The sequence below is a fragment of the Allobosea sp. UC22_33 genome (assembly GCF_042700715.1).
Taxonomy (GTDB): Bacteria; Pseudomonadota; Alphaproteobacteria; order Rhizobiales; family Beijerinckiaceae; genus Allobosea.
Map to the genome: position 1 here is coordinate 3,464,812 of NZ_CP170556.1, position 22,377 is coordinate 3,487,188.

The 22,377-nt window shown below is 67.6% G+C and carries 23 protein-coding genes; 14 read left to right on the forward strand and 9 right to left on the reverse strand.

Features of this window, described 5'->3' with window-relative positions; genetic code table 11:
• The first annotated feature begins 23 nt into the window (after positions 1–23).
• Complete coding sequence (locus ACFJGT_RS16780) at positions 24–767, forward strand: response regulator (protein ID WP_377839757.1); 744 nt, start codon at positions 24–26, stop codon at positions 765–767.
• Positions 768–820: 53 nt separating this feature from the next.
• Positions 821–2,221 carry an ATP-binding protein gene (locus tag ACFJGT_RS16785; RefSeq protein ID WP_377849002.1) on the forward strand — a complete coding sequence of 467 codons (1,401 nt, stop codon included), beginning with the start codon at positions 821–823 and terminating at the stop codon, positions 2,219–2,221.
• Between the two features lie 8 nt (positions 2,222–2,229).
• Here ACFJGT_RS16785 and ACFJGT_RS16790 read toward each other — a convergent pair whose 3' ends face one another.
• On the reverse strand, positions 2,230–3,129 hold the full coding sequence (locus ACFJGT_RS16790) for a LysR family transcriptional regulator (RefSeq protein ID WP_377839760.1): 900 nt from the start codon (positions 3,127–3,129) through the stop codon (positions 2,230–2,232).
• Between the two features lie 98 nt (positions 3,130–3,227).
• Between ACFJGT_RS16790 and ACFJGT_RS16795 the strand changes: the two genes are divergently transcribed.
• Together ACFJGT_RS16795 and ACFJGT_RS16800 are read left to right on the forward strand one after the other, a co-directional pair.
• Positions 3,228–3,866, forward strand: a complete 639-nt coding sequence (locus ACFJGT_RS16795) for a glutathione S-transferase (RefSeq protein WP_377839764.1) — start codon at positions 3,228–3,230, stop codon at positions 3,864–3,866.
• Positions 3,856–4,782: a pyridoxamine 5'-phosphate oxidase family protein gene (locus ACFJGT_RS16800; RefSeq protein ID WP_377839769.1), complete on the forward strand. Its 927-nt coding sequence runs from the start codon at positions 3,856–3,858 to the stop codon at positions 4,780–4,782. Before ACFJGT_RS16795 ends, ACFJGT_RS16800 begins: the two co-directional genes overlap by 11 nt.
• Here the strand turns inward: ACFJGT_RS16800 and ACFJGT_RS16805 are convergent.
• From ACFJGT_RS16805 to ACFJGT_RS16830, 6 genes are all read right to left on the reverse strand, one after another.
• Positions 4,779–5,138 (reverse strand): tRNA-binding protein, encoded by a 360-nt coding sequence (locus ACFJGT_RS16805; RefSeq protein ID WP_377839773.1) that lies wholly within the window; start codon positions 5,136–5,138, stop codon positions 4,779–4,781. The two genes, ACFJGT_RS16800 and ACFJGT_RS16805, sit on opposite strands and share 4 nt — an antisense overlap.
• A complete protein-coding gene (locus ACFJGT_RS16810; protein ID WP_377839776.1) occupies positions 5,135–7,102 on the reverse strand; it encodes a methyl-accepting chemotaxis protein in 1,968 nt (655 codons plus the stop codon). The genes ACFJGT_RS16805 and ACFJGT_RS16810 overlap by 4 nt, the downstream gene beginning before the upstream one ends.
• A 118-nt stretch (positions 7,103–7,220) precedes the next feature.
• On the reverse strand, positions 7,221–7,955 hold the full coding sequence (locus ACFJGT_RS16815) for a TetR/AcrR family transcriptional regulator (protein ID WP_377839779.1): 735 nt from the start codon (positions 7,953–7,955) through the stop codon (positions 7,221–7,223).
• A gap of 66 nt (positions 7,956–8,021) precedes the next feature.
• A complete protein-coding gene (proC, locus tag ACFJGT_RS16820; protein ID WP_377839782.1) occupies positions 8,022–8,843 on the reverse strand; it encodes a pyrroline-5-carboxylate reductase in 822 nt (273 codons plus the stop codon).
• A gap of 110 nt (positions 8,844–8,953) precedes the next feature.
• Positions 8,954–9,460: a YbjN domain-containing protein gene (locus ACFJGT_RS16825; protein WP_061969490.1), complete on the reverse strand. Its 507-nt coding sequence runs from the start codon at positions 9,458–9,460 to the stop codon at positions 8,954–8,956.
• Between the two features lie 290 nt (positions 9,461–9,750).
• Positions 9,751–10,005, reverse strand: a complete 255-nt coding sequence (locus tag ACFJGT_RS16830) for an accessory factor UbiK family protein (protein WP_377839787.1) — start codon at positions 10,003–10,005, stop codon at positions 9,751–9,753.
• A gap of 244 nt (positions 10,006–10,249) precedes the next feature.
• Here ACFJGT_RS16830 and ACFJGT_RS16835 point away from each other — a divergent pair, with 244 nt between their 5' ends.
• The 8 genes from ACFJGT_RS16835 (at position 10,250) to pth (ending at position 17,928) form a co-directional block, all read left to right on the forward strand.
• Entirely contained in the window at positions 10,250–11,401 is a 1,152-nt protein-coding gene (locus ACFJGT_RS16835) for a M24 family metallopeptidase (protein WP_377839791.1), read from the forward strand.
• A gap of 61 nt (positions 11,402–11,462) precedes the next feature.
• Positions 11,463–12,026, forward strand: coding sequence for a hypothetical protein (locus ACFJGT_RS16840; RefSeq protein ID WP_377839794.1), 564 nt, complete (start codon positions 11,463–11,465; stop codon positions 12,024–12,026).
• Between the two features lie 185 nt (positions 12,027–12,211).
• The gene (locus ACFJGT_RS16845) at positions 12,212–13,156 is read left to right on the forward strand and encodes a ribose-phosphate pyrophosphokinase (protein WP_377839798.1); all 945 of its coding nucleotides are present in this window, start codon (positions 12,212–12,214) and stop codon (positions 13,154–13,156) included.
• A 10-nt stretch (positions 13,157–13,166) separates the two neighbouring features.
• Positions 13,167–13,889: a 7-cyano-7-deazaguanine synthase QueC gene (gene queC, locus ACFJGT_RS16850; protein ID WP_377839804.1), complete on the forward strand. Its 723-nt coding sequence runs from the start codon at positions 13,167–13,169 to the stop codon at positions 13,887–13,889.
• Positions 13,886–14,449 carry a VUT family protein gene (locus ACFJGT_RS16855; RefSeq protein ID WP_377839809.1) on the forward strand — a complete coding sequence of 188 codons (564 nt, stop codon included), beginning with the start codon at positions 13,886–13,888 and terminating at the stop codon, positions 14,447–14,449. Before queC ends, ACFJGT_RS16855 begins: the two co-directional genes overlap by 4 nt.
• 101 nt (positions 14,450–14,550) lie before the next feature.
• Positions 14,551–16,404 (forward strand): putative bifunctional diguanylate cyclase/phosphodiesterase, encoded by a 1,854-nt coding sequence (locus ACFJGT_RS16860; protein WP_377839812.1) that lies wholly within the window; start codon positions 14,551–14,553, stop codon positions 16,402–16,404.
• 135 nt (positions 16,405–16,539) lie between these two features.
• Positions 16,540–17,160, forward strand: coding sequence for a 50S ribosomal protein L25/general stress protein Ctc (locus tag ACFJGT_RS16865; protein ID WP_377839816.1), 621 nt, complete (start codon positions 16,540–16,542; stop codon positions 17,158–17,160).
• Positions 17,161–17,313: 153 nt separating this feature from the next.
• Positions 17,314–17,928 carry an aminoacyl-tRNA hydrolase gene (gene pth / locus ACFJGT_RS16870; RefSeq protein WP_377839821.1) on the forward strand — a complete coding sequence of 205 codons (615 nt, stop codon included), beginning with the start codon at positions 17,314–17,316 and terminating at the stop codon, positions 17,926–17,928.
• A gap of 153 nt (positions 17,929–18,081) precedes the next feature.
• Here pth and ACFJGT_RS16875 read toward each other — a convergent pair whose 3' ends face one another.
• Positions 18,082–18,687, reverse strand: coding sequence for a DUF5666 domain-containing protein (locus ACFJGT_RS16875; RefSeq protein WP_377839824.1), 606 nt, complete (start codon positions 18,685–18,687; stop codon positions 18,082–18,084).
• Positions 18,688–18,896: 209 nt separating this feature from the next.
• Between ACFJGT_RS16875 and ychF the strand changes: the two genes are divergently transcribed.
• Both ychF and ACFJGT_RS16885 read left to right on the forward strand, forming a co-directional pair.
• A complete protein-coding gene (ychF, locus tag ACFJGT_RS16880) occupies positions 18,897–19,994 on the forward strand; it encodes a redox-regulated ATPase YchF (RefSeq protein WP_377839828.1) in 1,098 nt (365 codons plus the stop codon).
• 11 nt (positions 19,995–20,005) lie between these two features.
• Positions 20,006–21,019 (forward strand): MaoC family dehydratase, encoded by a 1,014-nt coding sequence (locus tag ACFJGT_RS16885; RefSeq protein ID WP_377839831.1) that lies wholly within the window; start codon positions 20,006–20,008, stop codon positions 21,017–21,019.
• 2 nt (positions 21,020–21,021) lie between these two features.
• Here the strand turns inward: ACFJGT_RS16885 and ACFJGT_RS16890 are convergent, their stop codons facing one another.
• The gene (locus tag ACFJGT_RS16890; RefSeq protein WP_377839834.1) at positions 21,022–22,329 is read right to left on the reverse strand and encodes a diguanylate cyclase; all 1,308 of its coding nucleotides are present in this window, start codon (positions 22,327–22,329) and stop codon (positions 21,022–21,024) included.
• Positions 22,330–22,377 lie beyond the last annotated feature (48 nt).

Here is a 22,377-nt window from a genome sequence, read left to right on the forward strand (position 1 = left end):
CCGGCGCAGGAGAAAGGCGCGAGATGATCGCAACCGAGACCCTGGCGAAGCCGGCACGCAAGCCCCTGCCCGACGAGGCCCCGCATGTCCTCGTCGTCGACGACGACCGCCGTCTGCGCGAACTGCTCGGCCGCTTCCTCGGCGATAACGGCTACCGGGTGACCACGGCGGCCAATGCGGCCGAGGCGGATACGCGGCTGGGCAATCTCGTCTTCGATGCGATCGTGCTCGACGTGATGATGCCCGGCGAGAACGGCTTCGACTTCGCCCGCCGCTTCCGTGGCAGCTCCTCCGTGCCGATCCTGATGCTGACCGCCCGCGCCGACGGCAAGGACCGGATCAACGGCCTCGAAATCGGCGTCGAGGACTATCTCTCCAAGCCGTTCGAGCCTCGTGAACTGCTGCTCAGGCTCGGCAATATCCTCAAGCGCACGCTTGTCGTCGAAGCGGGCCAATCCGGCACGCGGCCGGATTTCGTCCGCTTCGGCCCATTCATCTACGGGCTGGCGCGCGGCGAACTGCGCAAGGGCGAGGAGACGATTCGCCTCACCGAGCGCGAGCGCGAGATACTGACCGCGCTGGCGGAGCGGGCCGGAGAGGTCGTGCCGCGCGAGGAGCTGGCGGCGCAGGGCTCTGCCGCCAATGACCGCACCGTCGACGTCCAGATGAACCGCCTGCGCCGCAAGGTCGAGCGTGACCAGACCGACCCGCTCTATCTCCAGACCGTACGCGGCGTCGGCTACAGGCTGGTGACGGACCGGACGTGACGCCGCTGCAGCCCGGCAGGAAAGGCCCGACCGTGCTGCGCTTCGCCGCGCGCATGTTGGCCCGCGCCTACGCCGTGCTGGAGCATGCGCTGGAGAGCCTCGGCAAAGCCGTACGGCCGACGGTCAAGCGGATCGGCCGCCCCCTGCAGATCGTCGCGCGCTACATGCCCAAGGGGCTCTATCCGCGCGCATTGGTCATCGTCATCGCGCCGGTCGTGCTGCTGCAATCGGTCATCGCCTATGTCTTCATGGAGCGGCACTGGCAGACGGTGACGCAGCGGCTCTCCTCGGCCGTCTCTGCCGACATCTCCATGCTGATCGACGTCTACGAGAGCTATCCGCAGGATGCCGACACCTCGACATTGTCGCGCATCGCAGCCGAGCGGCTCGGCATGGATCTCGACATCATCCCCGATTCCGATCTGCCGGCGCCGGGCCCCCGCCCGTTCTTCTCGCTGCTCGACAACGCGCTTTCGACGGAACTCTCCCAGCAGGTCGCCCGCCCGTTCTGGCTCGATACGGTCGGCCGCTCCAGCCTGATCGAGATCCGCATCAAGCTCGGCAAGGACGTGATGCGCATCCTGACAAGACGCAACGCGGCCTATGCCTCGAACAGCCATATCTTCCTGCTCTGGATGATCGGGACGTCGCTGATCCTCCTGACCATCGCCGTGCTGTTCCTGCGCAACCAGATCCGCCCGATCCTGAAGCTCGCCGATGCGGCGGAAGCCTTCGGCAAGGGCCGCGACGCCGATTTCCGGCCGCGCGGCGCCCGCGAGGTCCGCCGTGCCGGCAACGCCTTCATCGAGATGAAGCGGCGCGTCGAACGCTCGATCGGCGAGCGCACGACGATGCTGAACGGCGTCAGCCACGACCTGCGCACCATCCTCACCCGCTTCAAGCTCTCGCTCGCCCTGATGGAGCGCTCCTGGGAGATCGAGGCGCTGGAGAAGGATGTCGACGAGATGAGCCGCATGCTCGAGGATTATCTCGCTTTCGCCCGTGGCGATGCCGGCGAGGCGGCGGTCGAGGCCGATATCCGTGCCCTGCTCGAGGAACTGAAATCCGACGCGGAGCGGCAGGGCCATCAGACCGAATTGACGGTGGAGGGCGACCCTCTTGTCGTGATCCGTCAGGACGCCTTCCGCCGCCTGCTCACCAATCTCGTCTCCAATGCCGCCCGCTACGGCGACCGCATCGCGATCCGGGCGACCCATGACGCGCGCTATCTGATCGTCATGGTCGATGATGACGGCCCGGGCATCCCACCCGACCAGCGCGAGGACGTGTTCCGCCCCTTCTTCCGGCTCGACGAAGCCCGCAATGTCGATGGCGGCGGCACTGGCCTCGGCCTCGCCATCGCCCGCGACATCGCCCGCGCCCATGGCGGCGACATCATGCTCGCCGATTCGCCGCTCGGAGGCCTGCGCGCGACCGTCCGCCTGCCGGTCTAGGATCGGCCTCAGCCGATACCTATCGGCGCGAGCGCGGGCAGGCGCGCCACCGCATGGTCCATGAAGGCGCGCACGCGCGGCGCCGGCTGCCGGCCGCCCGGCACCACGAGCTGCACCGGCAGCGGCGGCGGCTCGAATTCCGGCAGCAGGCGCACCAGCGTGCCGGCAGCGAGATCGTCCGCCGCCTGATAGGACAGCACGCGCGCCAGGCCCCGCCCGGCCCGCGCCGCGATCAGCGCCGATTCGACCTCGTTGACGATCAGGCGCGGTGTCAGCACGACAGAGCTGCCTGAACGCGCCCCGCCGAAGCGCCAGGTCAGCGTCTGGTTGGCAGCGACGCTCGCGATCGTCTCATGCGCCGCGATATCGGCCGGGCGCCGCAGGGGCGGGCAGCTTGCGAGATAGGCCGGCGCGGCGACGAGAATGCGTCGGACCTCCCCGACCTTGCGCATCAACAGGCCGGAATTCGGCAAGGGCCCGATCCGGATGGCGAGCTGCAGGTCCTCCTCGATCAGGTCGAGATTGCGGTCCGCCAGCACGAGCTCGACCTGCACCTGCGGATAGCGATCGAGAAACTCGCTCACCAACGGCGTGACATGTCGCCGGCCGAAGGAAAGCGGTGCCGTGATGCGCAGGAGGCCGCTGACCGGCTCGGCCGCCGCAACGCCCAGCGCCGCCTCGTAATCGGCGAGGAGCCGCCGGGCCGTCGCCGCAAGCTCCCGGCCGGCATCGTTCGGTGTCAGGCGCCGCGTCGTCCGCGCGATCAATTGCGTCCCGACCCGCTCCTCCAGCCCGGCCAGCGCGCGCGTCACCGCCGGGCGCGACTTGCGCAGCCGCCGCGCCGCGCCGGCGAGGCTACCGGCATCGACGATCCCGACGAAGATCGCCAGCTCCTCGATCCGGTCCATCTGATCGTTCCGATAATTAAAATTCTGAGTTCAACAGATAGCAGATTTCGACAGTTCTGCGAAACGATCATGATCTCCGGCAGAAGCAGGAGAACCCCATGCCCTCGCCAGAGATCATCCTCCACGGAACGCCCCTTTCCGGCCATGCCCATCGTGTCGAGTTGCTGCTGCTTGCGCTCGGTCTGCCCTATCGCACCGAGGAGGCTCCGGCCGATGTCCGGCGCGGAGCCGCCTTCCGCACGCTCAACCCGCTCGGCCAGATTCCCGTGCTGCAGGACGGCGATCTGACTTTCGCCGACAGCAACGCGATCATGGTCTATCTGGTCCGGCGCTATGCCCCGGACAGCGCCTGGCTGCCGCTCGACCCCGTCGGGGCCGCCCAGGTGCAGCGCTGGCTGTCGATCGCAGCGGGCGAGGTCATGCACGGCCCGTCGATCGCGCGCCTGATCACCCAGTTCGGCCTGAACGACGACAAGACCCGCGCCAAGCGGATCGCCGCCCGGCTCCTGACCTTCATGGAAGAGCATCTCGCCACACGCGACTACCTCGCCGCTGCTCACGCAACGATCGCCGATCTCGCCTGCTATTCCTACGTCGCCCATGCGCCCGAAGGCGGCATCTCGCTGAAGCCATACCCGGCCGTGCGGCGCTGGCTTGCCCGCATCGAGGCCCTGCCCTTCTTCAAGCCGATCCCGCCTTCGCCCCTGCCGCCGGAGCTCGACGACGATGCTGCCTGACGGCCCCTTCCACGCCGGCGAATTGGCCGCACAGGCTTTGGCCGGCGTCGCCTCGCGCGGCGCCGGCATCCGGACCTTCATGCCGGATCAGCACCGCGTCTTCTTCGGTCAGTTGCCCTGGCTCTTCGCCGGCGTGCTCGACCGGGACGGCTGGCCCTTGGCAACGGCGCTGGCGGCCGAACGCGGCTTCGTGAAAAGCCCTACCCCGACCACGCTGTCGATCGCAGCCCTGCCCGGCCGCGATGATCCGGCTTTCGAAGCGTTCCGGCCAGGCGGCCCCATCGGCCTGCTCGGTCTCGAATTCGAAACCCGCCGCCGCAACCGGGCGAATGGCCGGATCGAGGCCGTCGGCGCGGGTGGCTTCGCGGTTTCGGTCACGCAGAGCTTCGGCAATTGCGCGAAATACATCCAGGTCCGCAACCGGGTTCAGGATGGCCGGGAACCCGCCGCATCATCCGCTGAATTCTCGGGGCTCGATGCGCAGGCGCGTGCGCTGATCGCCCGAGCTGACACGCTGTTCATCGCCAGCGCCGCCGCACTTAACAGTGGACTCGGCGGCGTCGACATCTCGCATCGCGGCGGCCGTCCCGGTTTCGTCCGCATCGACGGCGACATGCTCACAATCCCGGACTTCACCGGCAACAACTACTTCAACACCTTCGGGAACCTGCTGCAGGAGCCGCGTGCCGCGCTGCTCTTCGTCGATTTCGCGACGGGCACGCTGCTGCAATTGCAGGGCGAGGCGGAGATCGTCTGGCAGGGGCCGGAGCTGGCGCGGCTCGATGGCGCCGAGCGCCTGTGGCGCTTCCATGTCCGGCGCGGCTGGCGCAGGCCTCACGCGCTCCGCCTGCGCTGGTCAGCGCCGGAATTCGCGCCGACCACCTTGCAGACCGGCCTGTGGTCGGCGGCTGCCTAGAAGAGCCGTCCGCCCTCGGGCACGGCCTGCCCCGGCCCGATCAGGACGACCTCGCCCTCGGCGTCGGGGATGCCCAGCGTCAGCACCTCCGACATGAACTTGCCGATCTGGCGCGGCGGGAAATTCACTACCGCGAGGACCTGCCGGCCGGGGAGATCCTCCGGCCGGTAGTGCTTCGTGATCTGCGCCGAGGATTTCTTGCGGCCGATCGTGCCGCCGAAGTCGATGACGAGCTTGATCGAGGGCTTGCGCGCCTCCGGATAAGGCTCGGCCTCGACGATCGTGCCGACACGGATGTCGACCTTCAGGAAATCGTCGAAGCCGATCTGGGCGGCCGGGGCGGAAGGCTCGCTCAAAACTCGGCCCAGCCGTCGTCGCGTGCACCGGCCTTGGGCGCCGCAGGAGCGCCGCCAGCGGCCTTCGCCCGCGGAGCCGCCGGACGCGGCGCCGAGGAGACGGCCGCCCGCATGGTCTGCGAGATCGCCTTGAGCCGGGCGACGTCGCCGCCAAGCTGGAAGCGCGCGACCAGCGAGGAGAGCCGGTCAGCTTCCTGCGAGAGCGAATGCGCGGCGGCGGTCGACTGCTCGGCCATCGCGGCGTTCTGCTGGGTCGCCTGGTCCATCTCGCCGACGGCGGAGTTGACCTCTTGGAGGCCCGAGGCCTGCTCCTGCGCGGCGCCCGCGATCTCGGCGACCAGCGTGGTGACGCGCGTGATCTCGGAGGCCATGCGCTGCAGCGCGCCGCCGGTCTGGCCGACCAGCGAGACGCCCTTCTCGACCTCGATGGTCGAGGCGTCGATCAAGGTCTTGATCTCCTTGGCCGCGGAAGCGGAGCGCTGCGCCAGCGCCCGCACCTCGGAGGCCACGACCGCGAAGCCCTTGCCGGCATCGCCGGCCCGCGCCGCCTCGACCGAGGCATTGAGCGCCAGCAGGTTGGTCTGGAAGGCGATCTCGTCGATCACGCCGACGATCTGCGAGATTTCCTGGGCCGACTTCTCGATCCCGCCCATCGCCGTTACCGCATCGCGGACGATGCTGGTCGACTGCTCAGCCTCGGTCTTGACCTGCTCCGTCGCCTGGTTGGCGAGACGCGCGCTCTCGGCGGTCTGGCGGACCGTCGCGGTCAGCTCGTCGAGCGCGGTCGCGGTCTCCTCGACGGAGGAAGCCTGCTGCTCGGTACGGCCTGCGAGGTCGTCGGCTGCCTGGCTGATCTCGGTGGAGCCCGCCTTCATGCTCTCGGTATTGGTCGCGATCTGGCGCATCGCGTCCTGGAGCTTGGCGATGGCGCCGTTGAAATCGTCCTTCAGCTTGACGTACTCGGCCGAGAAGGCCTCTTCGATCCGGTAGGTCAGGTCGCCATCCGAGAGGCGCTCGAGACCCTGGCCCAGCGCATGGACCACATCGGCCTGCACGCGGGATTGTTCAGCACGGTCGGCCTCGTTGCGCCGGCGCTCGCCATCGGCGGCGTGGCGGTGACCGGAGGCCTCCTCCTCCATGCGGATCTTGTCGGCCTCCATCGCCTCCTTGGCGAGGGCGGCGTCGCGGAAGACGACGAGCGTGCGCGCCATCGCGCCGATCTCGTCGGGCCGCTCCTGATGCGCGATCGGGGTGTCGAGCTGGCCGGCGGCCAGACCTTCCATCGACCCGCGCACCGAGTGCAGCATGCCGGAGGCGCGTCGGCTGAGCACGATCACGAGGCCAAGCATGATCAGGCCGAGCGGCACCAGCACCTTGGCGACGCCTCCGACCATGCCCATGAAGGCCGCGTCGACGTCCTGGACATGCAGGCCGGAACCGACCACCCACTGCCATTGCGGAATGCCGATGATGTAGGAGATCTTGAGCGAGGGTTCCTTGTCGCCGGCCTTGAGCCAGCCATAGTCGACGAAGCCCTCGGTCTTCGCCTTGGCGAGCGAAACCATCTCCTGGACGAAGAACTTGCCGTCCGCGTCCTTGAGCGGCTTCATGTCCGTCGACTGGATCTTCTTGTTCGCGTGCAGGACGCTGATGCCGTCGTAATTGATCAGGAAGTAGTAGTTCCCGCTGTCGAAGCGCGCGCCGTCGAGCGCGTCCATCGCCAGCTTTCTGGCCTCTTCTTCCTTGAGTTCACCGCTCTGGACCCGGGCCAGATAGCCCTTGACGATCGTGGCCGCGGCCTCGACGGCGTTCTTCATCTCGGCCCGCTTGAGCGTGATCATCTCGTTGCGGGCGGCATTCAGCGTGTAGCCGACGCTGCCGACGGCGATCAGCACGGCCAAGGCAGCGATCAGGCCGAAGGAGCGGCTGATCGAGAGGGTCGCAAGCTTCCGGGTGAACGACATTCGCGTATCCTGCGCGATGGGAGATTCCCCTAATTCGCGCAGAATTGGCTAAGGGGCGCTTAACGTTGGCGCAGTTTCGCCACATTTTGCCGCAGGCACCGCGGAACCCGCCGGGCACTCAGATTGCGGGGGCGTAATCCTCGTTGTCCTCGCCGCGCTCGGAAGCGCGCTCGCGCCGCCGCCCCCTGAGCGGCCGGCCCGAGCAGAGCGCCCGCGCCAGCCCGCGGAACGGCGCCGTCAGCCGGTGCACGTCCTCGACGCGGGCCATGATGCGCCCGGCCGTCTTCAGCTCGCGGTCGAGCCGCGCCATGGTCTTCGACAGCTCCGGCTCGTCATCGTCGAGCCAGACCTCGGAGACCCGCGCCATCAGCAGAACCGCGCCCTGCACCCGCAGATGCCCCAGCGCGTCCTCGGTCGGGATGCCGGCCGAAGCGAGCATGTAGCGCCAGGAATTGACGGCACCGCGATTGAGCGCCGCCAGTGCCAGCGGGTCGCGGCGAATGACCGGCGCGATCTTGCGCAGGGCCGCCTTGTAGGGTGCCATCGCGTCGAGTCGGCGCATCACAAGGTCGAAGAGCCGTTCCTTGACCGGCTCGCCCGCTAGATCGTTGGAGGTATCGGCGAGAACCGCATCGTCGACGATGCGGGTCACCCCGCCCAGCATCGCGAGCTTGGACGGGAACAGTCCACGCAACTGCGCCAGCGTCAGCCCCGCCTCGGTCGCGATATCCGGCAGCTCGATCTGATCCCAGTGCCGCTCGGTGGCGAGCTTCATCAAGGCATCGACCGCGCGACGGCGCGGATCGACCGCGGGCGCGGCCTCAGTCTGTGTGGAAACGGGTTTGCGGGCCATGGGACAGCTCCTCTCGCTTCGCAATGAGAGGAGGTTAGGCCGCTATCGTGGCGGGTGGAAGGCGGATCAGCCGGAAAGCTCGCCGGCGCGACGTTTGGCAGCAGCCACCGCCTTGCGCATCAGCGGCTTCATGCCGTCATCGGCCATCAGCACCTCGAGCGCGGCCGCGGTGGTCCCGCCGGGCGAGGTCACGTTCTGGCGCAGCGTTCCCGGAGGCAGCGGCGACTGGAACAGCAATTCGCCCGCGCCCTCGACCGTCGCCCGCGCGAGCCGCTCGGCGACATCGGCCGGCAGGCCGGCATCCTTGCCGGCGGCGGCAAGGCATTCGACGAGATGGAAGACATAGGCCGGGCCGGAGCCCGATACGGCGGTGACCGCGTCGATCAGCCCCTCGTCGTCGAGCCATTCGACCTTGCCGATGCTGCCGAGCAGCGCGTCGGCGGTGGCGCGCTGGGCCGCGCTGACGCCCTTGCCCGGAGCCGCAGCAGTTGCGCCACGCTGCACGGCGGCCGGCAGGTTCGGCATGGCGCGGATGACCGCATTCGCGTTCGGCAGGCGCGCCGCGAGGTCGCCCAGCGTCTTGCCGGCGAGGATCGAGATCAGCAGCGTCCTGGGGTGGATAAAGGCCTGCACGGCCGGCGCGGCCGTGTCGAGCATTTGCGGCTTGGTCGCGAGCACGACGACGTCCGCGGGGGGGATGTCCCTGGCGGAGGGATTGACCCGCATGCCCTTCTCCTGGGCGAGCGCGACCATCTCGTCCGACGGCTTGGGATCGATCAGGCTGATGCCCTTCGGGTCGATGCCGATACGCAGCCAGCCCTCCAGCATCGCGCCGCCCATCTTGCCGGCGCCGATCAGCACGAGCGATTGCGGAAGGGAGTTCGACATGGCGGCCTCATAGGCTTGGCGCGCCGCGGGCCCCTGCCCGGACGCTCACGGCCGAGAGCCTTCCCGTCCCGCAGCCGCCCGGTCAAGCCCGTCCGTGCGAAATCAGCCGATCAGGCCTCGCCGACCGTCTCCAGGATCGCGCCTTCCATGCCTTCCTTGGCGGTCTTGCCGGCCCAGACGACGAACTGGAAGGCCTGGTAGTAGCGCTCGCAGGCCTCGACTGCGGCCTTGACCAGCGCGATTGCCTGCTCCTCGGTCGGCTCGGCCCCGCCGGAGAGCAGCAGGGCATGGCGGTACATCACCACGCTCTCGCTGCTCCACAGGTCGAAATGGCCAAGCCAGAGCTGCTCGTTGACGAGGCTCACGAGCTGCAGCACCTCGCCGCGCCGCCGTTCCGGCACCTTGAGGTCGAAGGCACAGGCGATATGCAGCGCCTCCACCTCGGCGAGCCAGGTGATCGCAACATGGTATTCAGACCAGCCGCCGGTTACGGAGACCGAGAGCTCGTCCTCGCTGTCGCGATCGAAGGACCAGTCGTTGAGAGCGGCGAGGCGTTCGAACAGGTCGAGCGGGTTGGAAGGCCGATCCAGCTCGGCATCCATATCGAGGTCCATCATGCCCTAGGGTCCACCATCCGGATGCTGGCGCATCCGGCGCGTTCGAGAAGAGGAACACGGCGACTGGAAAGCCGAAGGAACGCAACACACCTCCGGAGCCTCTCGAAAGAGATGCTCCCATCCGGCGCGGCAGGACGAATCCGCCCGACGAATCAATTCTTTCCACCGACGATAGCGCAGGCGCTGTGACGCTCCCAACACGGCGCCAAGCTCCGCGGATTCGGCCGGCGGGCTCAATCCCCCAAAGGGGCTGTCCACAGCACATGGCTGTGGACATAACCTGAGGGCAATCAGGCCTTGCCGAGCTTCCCCTCCAGCGCCTTCAGCCGCGCGGCGAGCTTGTCGTTCTCCTCGCGGGCGATCAGCGCCATCTCGCGCACCGCCTCGAATTCCTCGCGGGTGACGACGTCGAGATCGCGCAGCAGGCGCTCGATCTGGGTCTTCACGACGGTCTCGACCTCGCGCCGCACGCCCTGCGCCGCGCCGGCGGCATCGGTGGCGAGACGGGCGATATCGTCGAGGATGCGGTTGCCGGGGTTGACCATGGCTCTCTCCCTTGGAGCATCGGCCCGAAAAGTGTGATGCGGTTTTCGGAAAAAGCCGATGCAAATTCAAATATCTGGAGCATCGGACCGAATACGATATTCAGCCCGATGCTCCAGAGGCGCGAAACTCTCTGACCAAAGCCTATAGGCAGCCCACGCGGGTGCCGCAATTGCGACCGGTTGTCGGGCTTGCCCGTAAGCTCCCGGCACGATCACATGCGCGACCTGCCGGAGGACAAGCGCCATGGCCCTGCATTTCACGCCCGCCGAATTCGCCCGCCGCCGCGAAGCCCTGCTGGCCGCGATGCAGAAGGACCGCCTCGACGCGCTCTTCCTGTTCCAGCAGGAATCGATGTTCTGGCTGACCGGCTACGACACTTTCGGCTTCTGCTTCTTCCAGTGCCTCGTCGTCAGGGCCGACGGCACCATGGCACTGCTGACCCGCTCCGCCGATCTCCGGCAGGCGCAACAGACCTCGAACCTCTCCGATATCCGCATCTGGAAGGACGGCCGCGACGCCGACCCGACGGCAGATCTGCTAGCGCTGACCCGCGATCTCGGGCTTTCCGGCAAGCGCATCGGCGTCGAATTCGAATCCTACGGCCTCGTCGCCTCGAACTATCGCAAGCTCGAAGCCCGCTTCGCCGGACAGGCCGAGTTCGTCGACGCCTCGCTGATCGTCACCCGCCTGCGCGCCATGAAATCGGCGGAGGAGATCGTCTATGTCAGGCGCGCTGCGCTGCTCGCCGATGCCGCCGACCGCGCGGCGCTCGATTCGATCCGGGCCGGCGCCGACGAGGGCGAGATTCTCGCAGCCCAGCACAATGCGATCTTCGCGGGCGGCGGCGACTATCCCGCCAACGAGTTCATCATCGGCTCGGGCCGCGACGCCCTGCTCTGCCGCTACAAGTCCGGCCGGCGCAGGCTCGATGCGACCGACCAGATCACGCTCGAATTTGCCGGCACCGACCGGCACTACCATGTCGCCGCGATGCGCACGGTCGTCGTCGGCGAGCCGCGCCCGCTGCACCGCCCCTATCACGCAGCCGCCCGCGACGCGCTGCTCGCCTGCGAGGCCGAGCTCAAGCCCGGGCGCACCGCCGGGGACGTCTTCGCCGCCCATGCCCGCATCTTCGACGAGCACGGGCTCTCGCAGCACCGGCTCAATGCCTGCGGCTATTCGCTGGGCGCCAAGTTCACGCCGTCCTGGATGGACTGGCCGATGTTCTACGAAGCAAACGACTGGCCGATCGTGCCGGGCATGGTGATGTTCGCCCATATGATCCTGATGGATTCCGCCAGCGAAACCGCGATGTGCCTGGGCCGGACCTATCTGGTCGGAGAAGGTGGCGCCGAGGCACTCAACCTGCCCGATCTGGACCTCGTCATCCGTTGAGCCTAGAAGAAGCGCGCAGGGAATCTCGAAGCAGTCCACAGCCCAAAGGGCGGGAGGCGTCATGATCAACCGTTTGAGCGGCCTCGTTCTGGGGCCGGTTCTGGCATTGGCTGTCGCCGGTTGCCAGGAAACCACCCAGACCGCGGCCCGACCGCGCGTCGATGCGCCGGGCGTCCCGGTCTCGGTGCAGAGCATCTCCGGCGCGCCGGAAAACGTCACCACCAGCTTCGCCGGCCTGCTCGGCGAGGCCGCCGCCGAGCGCAAGATGGAGATCGTCCCCGGCAACAAGCCGGCGCGCTTCCGCGTCAAGGGCTATCTCACGGCCCAGCCGACCGAGGACGGCCAGACCGCGCTCGCCTTCGTCTGGGATGTCTATGATTCGACCAAGCAGCGTGCCCAGCGCGTGCAGGGCGAGAGCATCGGCAAGCGCAGCGGCAGTTCCGATCCCTGGGCCGGCATCGACCAGACGATCGTCGCCAAGGCCGCGTCCGACTCGATGGACGCGATCGCCGGCTTCCTCGTGACCACGCCGGGCATCGAGACGCTCAAGGTCGAGGACAAGCCCGCGAAACCCGCCAGGCCGGGCACGCGCATGGCCGCGACCGACGAGAAGAAGAAGAGCTGACGCCGCCGCCGCGGCGACGCTGCGGCAGTGGTTTCCGGGTCACGGCGCGGCGCCCTGCGCTTTTTGGCCGTCGATATTGCACTGCAGCGGTCGACTCCGTCCGACCGCGCTGTTAAGAGCCGTTCGAATTGAGCCGGCAATGCCGGCCCTCCCTGCTCAGCCTGACTGCAACGGTGCGCTACGGCATGGCCTCTCACTTCAAAGTCGTCGCCGGCAATTCCAATCGCCCGCTGGCCGAGGCGATCTGCAACCATCTCAGCATTCCTCTCGCCAAGGCCTCCGTCCGGCGCTTCGCCGACATGGAGGTCTTCGTCGAGATCCAGGAGAACGTGCGCGGCCAGGATGTCTTCATCATCCAGTCGACCTCGTTCCCGACCAACGACCACCTGATGGAACTGCTGATCATCACGGATGCCCTGCGCCGCTCCTCGGCCAAGCGCATCACGGCGGTGATCCCCTATTTCGGCTATGCCCGTCAGGACCGGCGCGCCTCGGGCCGCACGCCGATCTCGGCCAAGCTCGTCTCCAACCTGATCACCCATGCCGGCGTCGACCGCGTGCTGACGCTCGATCTCCATGCCGGCCAGATCCAGGGCTTCTTCGACATTCCGACCGACAACCTGTTCGGCGCCCCGCTGATGGCGCGCGACATCAAGGACCGGCTGGAATGGAGGAACGCCATGGTCGTCTCGCCGGACGTCGGCGGCGTCGTCCGGGCGCGCGCGCTCGCCAAGCGCATCGACGCCCCGCTCGCCATCGTCGACAAGCGCCGTGACCGGCCGGGCGAGTCGGAAGTGATGAACATCATCGGTTCAGTCGAGGGCCGCTCCTGCATCCTGATCGACGACATCGTCGATTCCGGCGGCACGCTGGTGAACGCGGCCGACGCGCTGCTCGAGCAGGGCGCCAAGGAGGTCTTCGCCTATATCACCCATGGCGTGCTCTCCGGCGGCGCGGTCGCCCGCATCGCCGGCTCCAAGCTCAAGGAGCTGGTCATCACCGACTCGATCATGCCGACCGAGGCCGTGAAGGTCGCCCGCAACATCCGCGTCATCTCGATCGCCGGCCTGATGGGCGAGGCGATCGAACGCACGGCGAGCGAGACCAGTGTCTCGAGCCTGTTCGACTGAGAGGTTCGGCTTGGGCAACTCCCGCGCCCTCGTCCTGTTCTCCGGCGGCCAGGACTCCACCACGACGCTCGCCTGGGCGCTCGACCGCTTCGACGCGGTCGAGACGATCGGCTTCGACTACGGCCAGCGCCATCGCATCGAGATGGAATGCCGCGAGACGATCCGCGCGAAGCTGCCGGCGCTCTCCGCCCGCTATGCCGAGCGGCTCGGCCCCGATCATGTCGTCGATCTCAAGGCACTGGGCGCGATCTCCGAGACGGCTCTCACCCGCGAGACCGAGATCGCTTTTGCCGAGACCGGCCTGCCGACGACCTTCGTGCCGGGCCGCAACCTGATCTTCCTGACCTTCGCCGCGGCCTTGGCCTATCGCCGCGACCTCAAGCACATCGTGCTCGGCGTCTGCGAGACCGATTATTCCGGCTATCCCGATTGCCGCGACGACACGATCAAGGCGATGCAGGTCGCGCTTGGTCTCGGCCTCGATCGCCGGCTCGTCCTGCACACGCCCCTGATGTGGCGCGACAAGGCGCAGACCTTCGCGCTGGCCCGCGCCATCGGCGGTGAAGCCCTGCTCGACCTCGTGATCGAGGACAGCCATAGCTGCTATCTCGGCGACAGGACGACCCGGCATGACTGGGGTTACGGCTGTGGCCATTGCCCGGCATGCGATTTGCGATCAAAAGGCTTCGCGGCCTATCTCGCAGCCCCCGACGACAGCGGACTTGACCTATGACCCGTGACCGCCAGCGCCTGACGGAAGGCGCCATCGCCCTCGTCCTGTTCGGCCTGACCATTCCCGCCGCCAACTGGCTGATCGGCAATGCCGGCGCGGTCTGCGTGCCCAATGGTCCCTGCCTCGTCCCGGTCTGGCCGGGGATCATGGCGCCGAGCGGCGTCCTGATGGTCGGGCTCGCGCTCGTCCTGCGCGACATCGTCCAGCGACGCCTCGGCCCGCTCGCGGGCTTGGGCGCCATCGCGGTCGGCACGCTGATCTCGGCGATGCTCGCCCCGCCGGCCATCGTGCTGGCCTCGGTAGCGGCCTTCCTTCTCTCCGAACTGGCCGATTTTGCGGTGTATACGCCGCTGCAGCGCCGGCGCTTCGTCACGGCCGTCTTCGCCTCCAGCGTGATCGGTCTCGTCGTCGACAGCTTCGTCTTCCTGTATCTCGCCTTCGGCAGCCTCGATTTCCTCGCCGGCCAGATCATCGGCAAGGCCTGGATGGTGCTGCTCGCCCTGCCGCTGATGCATCTCCTGCGTCGCCGCGACGAACGGCTCGGCCTGGTCGCGGCCTGACCGCGCTACAACCCCGCGTAAAGTTTGAGACGGCGGCGCAACCTGCCTTTAAGGCATTTGCTCTAGGGAACGTGTCTTCGACGAACCCTGTCGGACATGCCGTGACCAGACCTTCGGGCCGCCTGCAAGCCCTGCAGAACGATATTCTTGAAGATATCGCGCGGGGCGAAACCCTGATCGCGTGCATGGAACGCCTGTGCCATCGCGCCGAGGCGATTTCGCCCGGCGTGATCTGCTCGGTCGTGACCGTCGACGACCAGCTCCGCCTCCAACCCCTCGCCTCGCCCAGCCTGCCGGCGCAGTATGTCAGTGCGATCAAGGGGTTGCCGGCTGGCCCCAATGTCGGCTCCTGCGGAACCGCGGTCTTTCGCGGCGAACCCGTCGAAGTCACCGATATCGCCACCGATCCGCTCTGGGCGCCCTATACCGATCTTGCCCTGCCGCTCGGCCTGCGCGCCTGCTGGTCGACACCGATCAAGGCCCGCGACGGCCGCGTCGTCGGCGCCTTCGCCTTCTATTTCACCAGGCCACGTCGTGCCCGCGAACTCGAGCGCCAGATCGTCGCGACCTGCGTCCATCTCTGCGCCATCGCCATCGAGCATGACGAGGTTCGCACCCGCAATCACCGCCTCGCCTATTTCGATACGCTGACCAGACTGCCGAACCGCAGCCAGTTCAACAGCGCCATCGCCGAGATGAGCGCTGCCGGCGGCCGCTTCGGGCTGATGCTGATCGATATCGACCATCTCAAGCTGGTCAACGACACGCTCGGCCACGCTGCCGGCGATGCCCTGATCGCCGAGGTCGGCGCGCGGCTCGACACCGCCCTGGCCGGTTGCCTGACCTGCCGGATCGGCGGCGACGAGTTCGCCGTCCTCATTCGCGATTGCGAGGGGCCGGCGCGGATGCGCACCCTCGCCTCGGCCGCCCTTGCCGCGCTCGCGGTCCCGCTCGACCATGACGGCCACAGCATCGTGCCGGGCATCACCATCGGCGGGGCGCTTGCCGGCGAGGATGGTCAGGACAGCGTCACACTCAGGCAGAACGCCGATCTCGCGCTCTATCATGCCAAGGAGACCCGGCGCGGCCGCTACGTCCGATTCCGCCGGCAATTGCGCAGCGCGATGATGCAGCGCATCCGCGTTCGCCGCGATGTCGACGGCGCCCTCGGCGACGGACGCATCATCCCCTATTACCAGCCGGTCATCCGCCTCGACACGACCGAGGTCGTCGGCGTCGAGGCCCTGGCCCGGATGCGGCTCGACGATGGCCGCATCGTCACCGCCGGCGAATTCCAGGACGCGCTGCGCGATCCGAAGATCGCCCATCGCACCACGACCCAGATGCTGACGGCGGTCGCAGCCGACATGGCGGAGTGGCGGGCCGGCGGCCTCAATTTCCAGCATGTCGCGGTCAACGTCACCTCGGCGGATTTTCAGAAGGGCGATCTGGTGCAGCGCGCCAGCCGCATCCTGGAAAAGGCCGGCGTGCCGATGCAGCAGCTCGTGATCGAGGTCACCGAGCAGGTCTTCATGGGCGGCCGCAAGGATGGCGTCGCGCGGACCATGGAGGCACTGCGCGCCTGCGGCTCGCCAGTGGCGCTCGACGATTTCGGCACGGGCTTCGCCTCGCTCACCCATCTGCTCGATTTCCCGATCGACATCATCAAGATCGACCGTTCCTTCGTCGGCTCGCTCGGCAGCGGCGCCCGCAGCGAGATCATCATCGAGGCGCTGCTGACGATGACCCGCCGCCTTGGCATGAAGATCGTCGCGGAAGGCATCGAGACACAAGGACAGGCCGAGCGCTTGTCTGAAATGGGCTGTCGCCTCGGCCAGGGCTATCTCTATTCCCCGCCGGTTCCGGCTTCGGTCATCCGCGATTGGCTGCAGCGCTTCGCGCAGCCGGTATCCGTGGCAGCCCCCGCTCCCGGCCTCGTCGCGAACGCCGCCTGAGCCGGGCTTGAGATCGCGGCGGTTTTCGCCTATGAGCACCCCAGCGTTCGGCTGACACCCTTGGAGGCTCTGAACGCGCAATCCGATGGCCGCCACCAGGCGGCCTTGTCATTTTACAAGTCAAGGACATCCAACATGACCGCCGTGAAGCAAATCGAGGCTTCGGCGCGCGCACAGGTCGGCAAGGGGGCCGCCCGTGCTGTTCGCCGCCAGGGCCAGACGCCTGCCGTGATCTATGGCGGGGGCGCTGCTCCCGAAGCCATCGCGCTCGACGCCAACAAGACCCGCCAGCTGATTTTCGGCGGCCACTTCCTGACCACGATCTTCGAGATCAGCGTCGCCGGTAAGAAGCAGCGCGTCATTCCGCGCGATTACCAGCTCGACCCGGTCAAGGATTTCCCGATCCATGTCGACTTCCTGCGCGTCGCCAAGGGCCAGACCGTCACGGTCCAGGTTCCCGTTCACGTCGTCGGTCAGGAGCAGAGCCCCGGCGTCAAGAGCGGCGGCCTCGTCCAGATCATCGAGCACGCCCTCGAAGTCACCGTCGAGCCCGATAGCATTCCGGAGTCGATCGACGTGTCCGTCGCCGGCCTGAACATCGGCGACTCCGTCCATGCCGACGCGATCAAGCTCCCGGCCGGCGCCAAGCTCTCCATCGGCGCTGACGCCACGATCGTCGCGGTTTCCGCCCCGACCGTCGAGGCCGAGCCTGAGGCCGCCGAGACCGCCGAAGCTTCGACCGAAGCCAAGGCCTGATGAAACGGCGCCAGCCGGCGCCGCTTCCATCCGGAACGATCACGAGACGGCCGGGCCAGCCCCGGCCGTTTTGCTATGGCATCGGACCGAAAAGTGGTTTCCGGTTTTCGGACCAATCCGATGCTGAACTGACAAGCCTGCCGGAGTCCCGCCATGCTGATCTTCGCCGGCCTCGGCAATCCCGGCGCGCGCTATGCCCGCAACCGGCACAATATCGGCTTCATGGCCGTGGACGAGATCGCGCGCCTGCACCGTGCCTCGCCCTGGCGTGCCCGTTTCCAGGCCGAGGCCTGCGAGGCGACGATCGGCGGCGAGAAGGTCATCCTGCTCAAGCCGCAGACCTATATGAACGAATCCGGCCGTTCGATCGGCGAGGCCGCCCGTTTCTTCAAGGTCGCGCCCGCCGATGTCGTCGTCTTCCATGACGAGCTCGATCTCGCGCCGGCCAAGCTGCGCGTGAAGCTCGGTGGCGGCAATGCCGGGCATAACGGCCTGCGCTCGACCACGGCGGCGATCGGCAACGACTATCGCCGCGTCCGCATGGGTATCGGCCATCCCGGCGACAAGGCACTGGTCCACGCCTATGTGCTCAACGATTTCGGCAAGCCCGAGCAGCCCTGGGTCGAGGATCTCTGCACGGCCTGCGCCGATCATGCCGCCCTGCTCGCGGCCCATGACGACACGGGCTTCCAGAACAAGGTGCATCTCTTCATGGACGCGCGCGGGCACGCCGCCGTGAAGCGCCTCGGCGAGAAGAGCGACGGCTGATTTCGCTGCCATGGATCATTGATAAAACGCGCCGTCATCCCGGGCGACCGAAGGGAGACCCGGGATCGATTCCGGAACGGCTCAGCATGGATCCCGGATCGGCGCCGCTGAAGCGGCTTGTCCGGCATGACGAAAAAGCGGACGGCGCCTCACCTATAACGGCAGTTTCGCGCCCGCCTTCGCCACTGTGACGCGGCTCGTGCTGTAGCTGCCATCGGCCTGGCGGCTCGCCGTCATCGCGACCTGCGCACCGGGCTTGAGCTCGCTCGCCTCGGCCGGCGCCGCCATCAGGATCGTCGCCTCCGGCGTGATCGCGACCTTCTGCTCGCCCCCGGGATAGCTCAGCACCAGATTGGCGCCGTCGACCTTGGAGACCGTCTCGGCCACCGTCGCATTGGTCATGGTCGCATCCGGCAGCACGCCCCAGGGCCGATGCCCCTCGCCCGTGCCGCGCATCGTTTCCGGGAAGATCACCACCTGCACGGCGAGCAGCGTGCCGTCGGCTTGAGGCTTGGCGCCAACGCCGATGAAGCTACCCTTGGCAATATCGGAGACCTTCGCCGCGGCCATGCCGCCGACCGAGAAGCCCGGCGCGAGCGCGACCTTGATCTCCCGCCCGTCCGCGGCCTTGAGCATCATCGTGGTTCCGTTCACCGCCTCGACCTCGCCGCGCAGGCGTGTACCTGGCGCCTGGGCGATGGCCGCGCCGCCGGCAAGAGCAAAGACCGACAGGGCGAGCGCGAGGCGAAAACGATTCATGACGAGGCTCCGAACGATGCGGGCAGGCGATACGGGAAATCCAGCACCCTCATCCGCTGCACCGCCATGCACGTTCGCGTGAGGGACACGGCCGGCATAAGGCGCGCGGCACTTGTCTTTATCGCGCAAGCCCCCCCGAATAAGGCCGCAACTTTCAAAGCTTCACGCCCGGCGGCAACAATCCGCCACGGGCAACGGAACGGACGATCATGGGCTTCAAATGCGGTATCGTCGGGCTGCCGAATGTCGGCAAGTCGACCCTCTTCAACGCGCTGACGCAGACGGCCGCGGCGCAAGCCGCGAACTACCCGTTCTGCACGATCGAGCCGAATGTCGGTGACGTCGCGGTGCCCGACGAGCGGCTGGAGAAGCTCGCGGCGATCGCCGGCTCCAAGGAGATCATCCCGACGCGGCTGACCTTCGTCGACATTGCCGGCCTGGTGCGCGGCGCCTCGCGCGGCGAAGGGCTGGGCAACCAGTTCCTCGCCAATATCCGCGAATGCGACGCCATCGCCCATGTCGTGCGCTGCTTCGAGGATGGCGACATCACCCATGTCGAGGGCAAGGTCGCCCCGATCAACGACATCGAGATCATCGAGACGGAGCTGATGCTGGCCGATCTCGAAAGCCTCGAGAAGCGCGTCCTGCCGCTTGAGAAGAAGGCCAAGACCGGTGACAAGGAGGCCAAGGAACTCGCGGATCTGATGAACCGCTGCCTCGCCCTGCTGCGCGAGGGCAAGCCTGCTCGCCTCGTCCAGGTCGCCGCCGACGATCGCAAGGCCTTCGAGACGCTGGGCCTGCTCTCATCCAAGCCCGTACTCTATGTCTGCAATGTCGAGGAAGCCGCCGCCGATAAGGGCAACGCCTTCTCCGAACAGGTGAAGGCCCGCGCGGCGGAAGAGAATGCTGTCGCCGTCGTGGTCTCGGCAAAGATCGAGAGCGAGATCGCCGTGCTCCCGGCCGCCGACCAGAAGGATTATCTGGAGGCCGTCGGCCTCGACGAGCCCGGCCTGAACCGCGTGATCCGCGCCGGCTACGCGCTGCTCCATCTCGTCACCTATTTCACCGTCGGCCCGAAGGAGGCTCGCGCCTGGACGATCGAGAAGGGCACCAAGGGGCCGCAGGCCGCCGGCGTGATCCATACCGATTTCGAGAAGGGCTATATCCGCGCCGAGACCATCGCCTACGAGGACTACATCGCCAACAAGGGCGAGGCCGGCGCGCGCGAGGCCGGCAAGTTCCGGCTTGAGGGCAAGGAATACGTCGTCGCCGACGGCGACGTGCTGCATTTCCGCTTCGCGAACTGAGAAAGCCGGCGATGTCGTATTTCGAGGATTTCGTCCCGGGCCAGAGCGCACGTTCGCGCAGCCTCGACGTCTCGCAGGACGACATCATCGCCTTCGCCTCGCGCTATGACGCGCAGGATTTCCATGTCGACCCTGAAGCCGCCAAGACGAGCTTCGTCGGCCGCCTGATCGGCTCGGGCTGGCACAGCTGCGCGCTGCTGATGCGCCTGATGGCCGAGGATTTCCTGCTCGATGCCGCCAGCATGGGCGCGCCGGGCATCGAGGAGGTGAAGTGGCTGCGCCCCCTCCTCCCCGGCGACAGCGTCAGCGCCCGCCGCACCGTGCTAGAGAGCAAGGCCTCGCGCTCGCGTCCGGAGATGGGTCTCGTCCGCTTCAGGCTCGAACTCCTGAACCAGCGCGACGAGCCCATTCTCGAGCAGACCAACTGGATCATGTTCGGCCGCAGGGGCTCCGGCGTCGGCACCCACCCGGCCGGTCCCTGGCTCGACCATGCGCCGATCTACGAGCGCCCGGCCGTCGAGAGCGCGCTGGAAGGGCCCGCCGAGCCGCCGGGACCGACGCGCTTTTTTGAAGAGCTGTCGATCGGCGACAGCCACGAGCTCGGCAGCTTCGTCTTCACTCCCGAAGAGATCGTCGCCTTCGCCCGCAGCTTCGATCCGCAGCCCTTCCACATGGACGAGGCAGCGGCGCGGGACAGCTCCTTCGGCCGCCTTGCCGCCTCCGGCTGGCACACCGCGGCCGTCTGGATGGCCTGCATGGTCCAGCACCGCAAGAGCCAGCTCGCAGCGGCGCCGGACCGCGTCGCACGCCTCGGCCCCTCCCCCGGTTTCAAGAACCTGCGCTGGACGAAGCCGGTCTTCGCTGGGGACCGCATCACCTATCATTCGCAGGTGGTGGACAAGCGCGAGAGCGCCTCGCGCCCGCAATGGGGCCTGTTCTTCCACCGCAACACCGGGGTGAACCAGCACGGCGAAGAGATCTTCAGCTTCGACGGCTGCGTGTTCGTCGAGCGCAAGCCGGGCTGAACTCAGCCCGCTTTCAGGCCTGCCGCCGCCGGCAAATGCACGGTCTCGATCCGGTCGCGTCCATTGCGCTTCGCCGCATAGAGCGCCGCATCGGCATGGGCGTAGAGCGCATCGCCGTCGAGCGGCCCGTGGCCGCAGCATAGTCCGATGGAGACCGTGGCAGCCTGCAATTGCGCATCGACCGCCCGCCAGGGCGCCTGCGCCAAGGCCTGCCGGATCGCCTCGGCGACGGCCAATGCTTCGCCCGGCGTCGCATCCGCGATCAGCACGCCGAATTCCTCGCCGCCGAGCCGCGCGACAAGCCGCGCCGCGCCGGTCGGCGGACCGTCGATGACCTGTGCCACCAGACGCAGGCAGGTATCGCCGGCGACATGGCCGAACTGGTCGTTGATCGCCTTGAAATGATCGACATCGACGATCAGCAGCGCGAGCGACTGCGTACGTGCTGCCTCGCCGGCGAGGCATTCGATGAAGCGGCGGCGATTGGCTAGCCCGGTCAGCCCGTCGGTCTGCGCGAGCTTCACCAGCTCGGCATTGGCCTGGCGGAGCGCGTCCTGTGCGCTGAGCAGCGCCGCCTGCTGGCGCTTCGCCGCCGTGGTGTCGGCATGGATGAAGCAGCTCAGCCCCTCGAGCGTGTGCCGGGCGACGACGCGCCGCCAGCGCTGGCCGGGCAGTTCGATCTCGAAGGGCGCCCCGTCATAGCGCAGGCCGTTCAGGATGCTGGCGCGCAGGCCCGCGACGGCCGAGACGCCGCGCCAGCACTCGGCAACGATCTCATCGAACTTCAAGCCGACGAGCAGCGTGTCCGCCGGGATGTCGTAGAGATCGCGGAAGGCGTCGTTGGTGGCGATGATCCGGTCCTCGCCATCGAGCAGCATCGCGCCGTCCGGAATGAAGCGCAGCGCCTCGAAGGCCGGCAGCATGGCCTCGGCCATCCCACCGGCGCGTCGCGGCGCTTCCAGCATCTGCCACATCCTGACACGGCCCCCACAGGGCGCCAGCAGCGAGGTCGCGCGCAACCGGCGGCCGTTATGCAGGAATTCGAAGGCTTGCGTCTGGTTCTCGTGACGCGCCATGCCCTCGGCGATGTAGCGGTCGATGTCGTGAATCTCCTCGGGCGCGAGCCGCAGCGTGTAGAAGCGCCGGAGATTGTCGACATAAGGCTCGCCGGGATAGATCAGCCCGTCGTCTTCGGGGAAGAAATGCAGGAACGTGCGGTTCCAGCCGACGGCACGATGCTCCGCATCGTACTCGCAGACGCCGACCGACAGCACATCGAATGACTCGTGCAGGTAGCGCGAAACGATCATGCGCCACCCTAGGGTGGCAGTGCTTAACGGTGCGTAAGACCGAACCGG

Coding starts and splice junctions, on each gene's coding strand:
- ACFJGT_RS16890 (WP_377839834.1), bottom strand. CDS start 22,329: ATGATCGTTTCGCGCTACCTGCACGAGTCATTCGATGTGCTGTCGGTC.
- ACFJGT_RS16845 (WP_377839798.1), top strand. CDS start 12,212: ATGGCCTCTCACTTCAAAGTCGTCGCCGGCAATTCCAATCGCCCGCTG.
- proC (WP_377839782.1), bottom strand. CDS start 8,843: ATGTCGAACTCCCTTCCGCAATCGCTCGTGCTGATCGGCGCCGGCAAG.
- ACFJGT_RS16865 (WP_377839816.1), top strand. CDS start 16,540: ATGACCGCCGTGAAGCAAATCGAGGCTTCGGCGCGCGCACAGGTCGGC.
- ACFJGT_RS16790 (WP_377839760.1), bottom strand. CDS start 3,129: ATGGACCGGATCGAGGAGCTGGCGATCTTCGTCGGGATCGTCGATGCC.
- ACFJGT_RS16800 (WP_377839769.1), top strand. CDS start 3,856: ATGCTGCCTGACGGCCCCTTCCACGCCGGCGAATTGGCCGCACAGGCT.
- ACFJGT_RS16840 (WP_377839794.1), top strand. CDS start 11,463: ATGATCAACCGTTTGAGCGGCCTCGTTCTGGGGCCGGTTCTGGCATTG.
- ACFJGT_RS16855 (WP_377839809.1), top strand. CDS start 13,886: ATGACCCGTGACCGCCAGCGCCTGACGGAAGGCGCCATCGCCCTCGTC.
- ACFJGT_RS16885 (WP_377839831.1), top strand. CDS start 20,006: ATGTCGTATTTCGAGGATTTCGTCCCGGGCCAGAGCGCACGTTCGCGC.
- ACFJGT_RS16785 (WP_377849002.1), top strand. CDS start 821: ATGTTGGCCCGCGCCTACGCCGTGCTGGAGCATGCGCTGGAGAGCCTC.
- ACFJGT_RS16780 (WP_377839757.1), top strand. CDS start 24: ATGATCGCAACCGAGACCCTGGCGAAGCCGGCACGCAAGCCCCTGCCC.
- ACFJGT_RS16795 (WP_377839764.1), top strand. CDS start 3,228: ATGCCCTCGCCAGAGATCATCCTCCACGGAACGCCCCTTTCCGGCCAT.
- ACFJGT_RS16830 (WP_377839787.1), bottom strand. CDS start 10,005: ATGGTCAACCCCGGCAACCGCATCCTCGACGATATCGCCCGTCTCGCC.
- ychF (WP_377839828.1), top strand. CDS start 18,897: ATGGGCTTCAAATGCGGTATCGTCGGGCTGCCGAATGTCGGCAAGTCG.
- ACFJGT_RS16810 (WP_377839776.1), bottom strand. CDS start 7,102: ATGTCGTTCACCCGGAAGCTTGCGACCCTCTCGATCAGCCGCTCCTTC.
- pth (WP_377839821.1), top strand. CDS start 17,314: ATGCTGATCTTCGCCGGCCTCGGCAATCCCGGCGCGCGCTATGCCCGC.
- ACFJGT_RS16875 (WP_377839824.1), bottom strand. CDS start 18,687: ATGAATCGTTTTCGCCTCGCGCTCGCCCTGTCGGTCTTTGCTCTTGCC.
- ACFJGT_RS16815 (WP_377839779.1), bottom strand. CDS start 7,955: ATGGCCCGCAAACCCGTTTCCACACAGACTGAGGCCGCGCCCGCGGTC.
- ACFJGT_RS16825 (WP_061969490.1), bottom strand. CDS start 9,460: ATGATGGACCTCGATATGGATGCCGAGCTGGATCGGCCTTCCAACCCG.
- ACFJGT_RS16835 (WP_377839791.1), top strand. CDS start 10,250: ATGGCCCTGCATTTCACGCCCGCCGAATTCGCCCGCCGCCGCGAAGCC.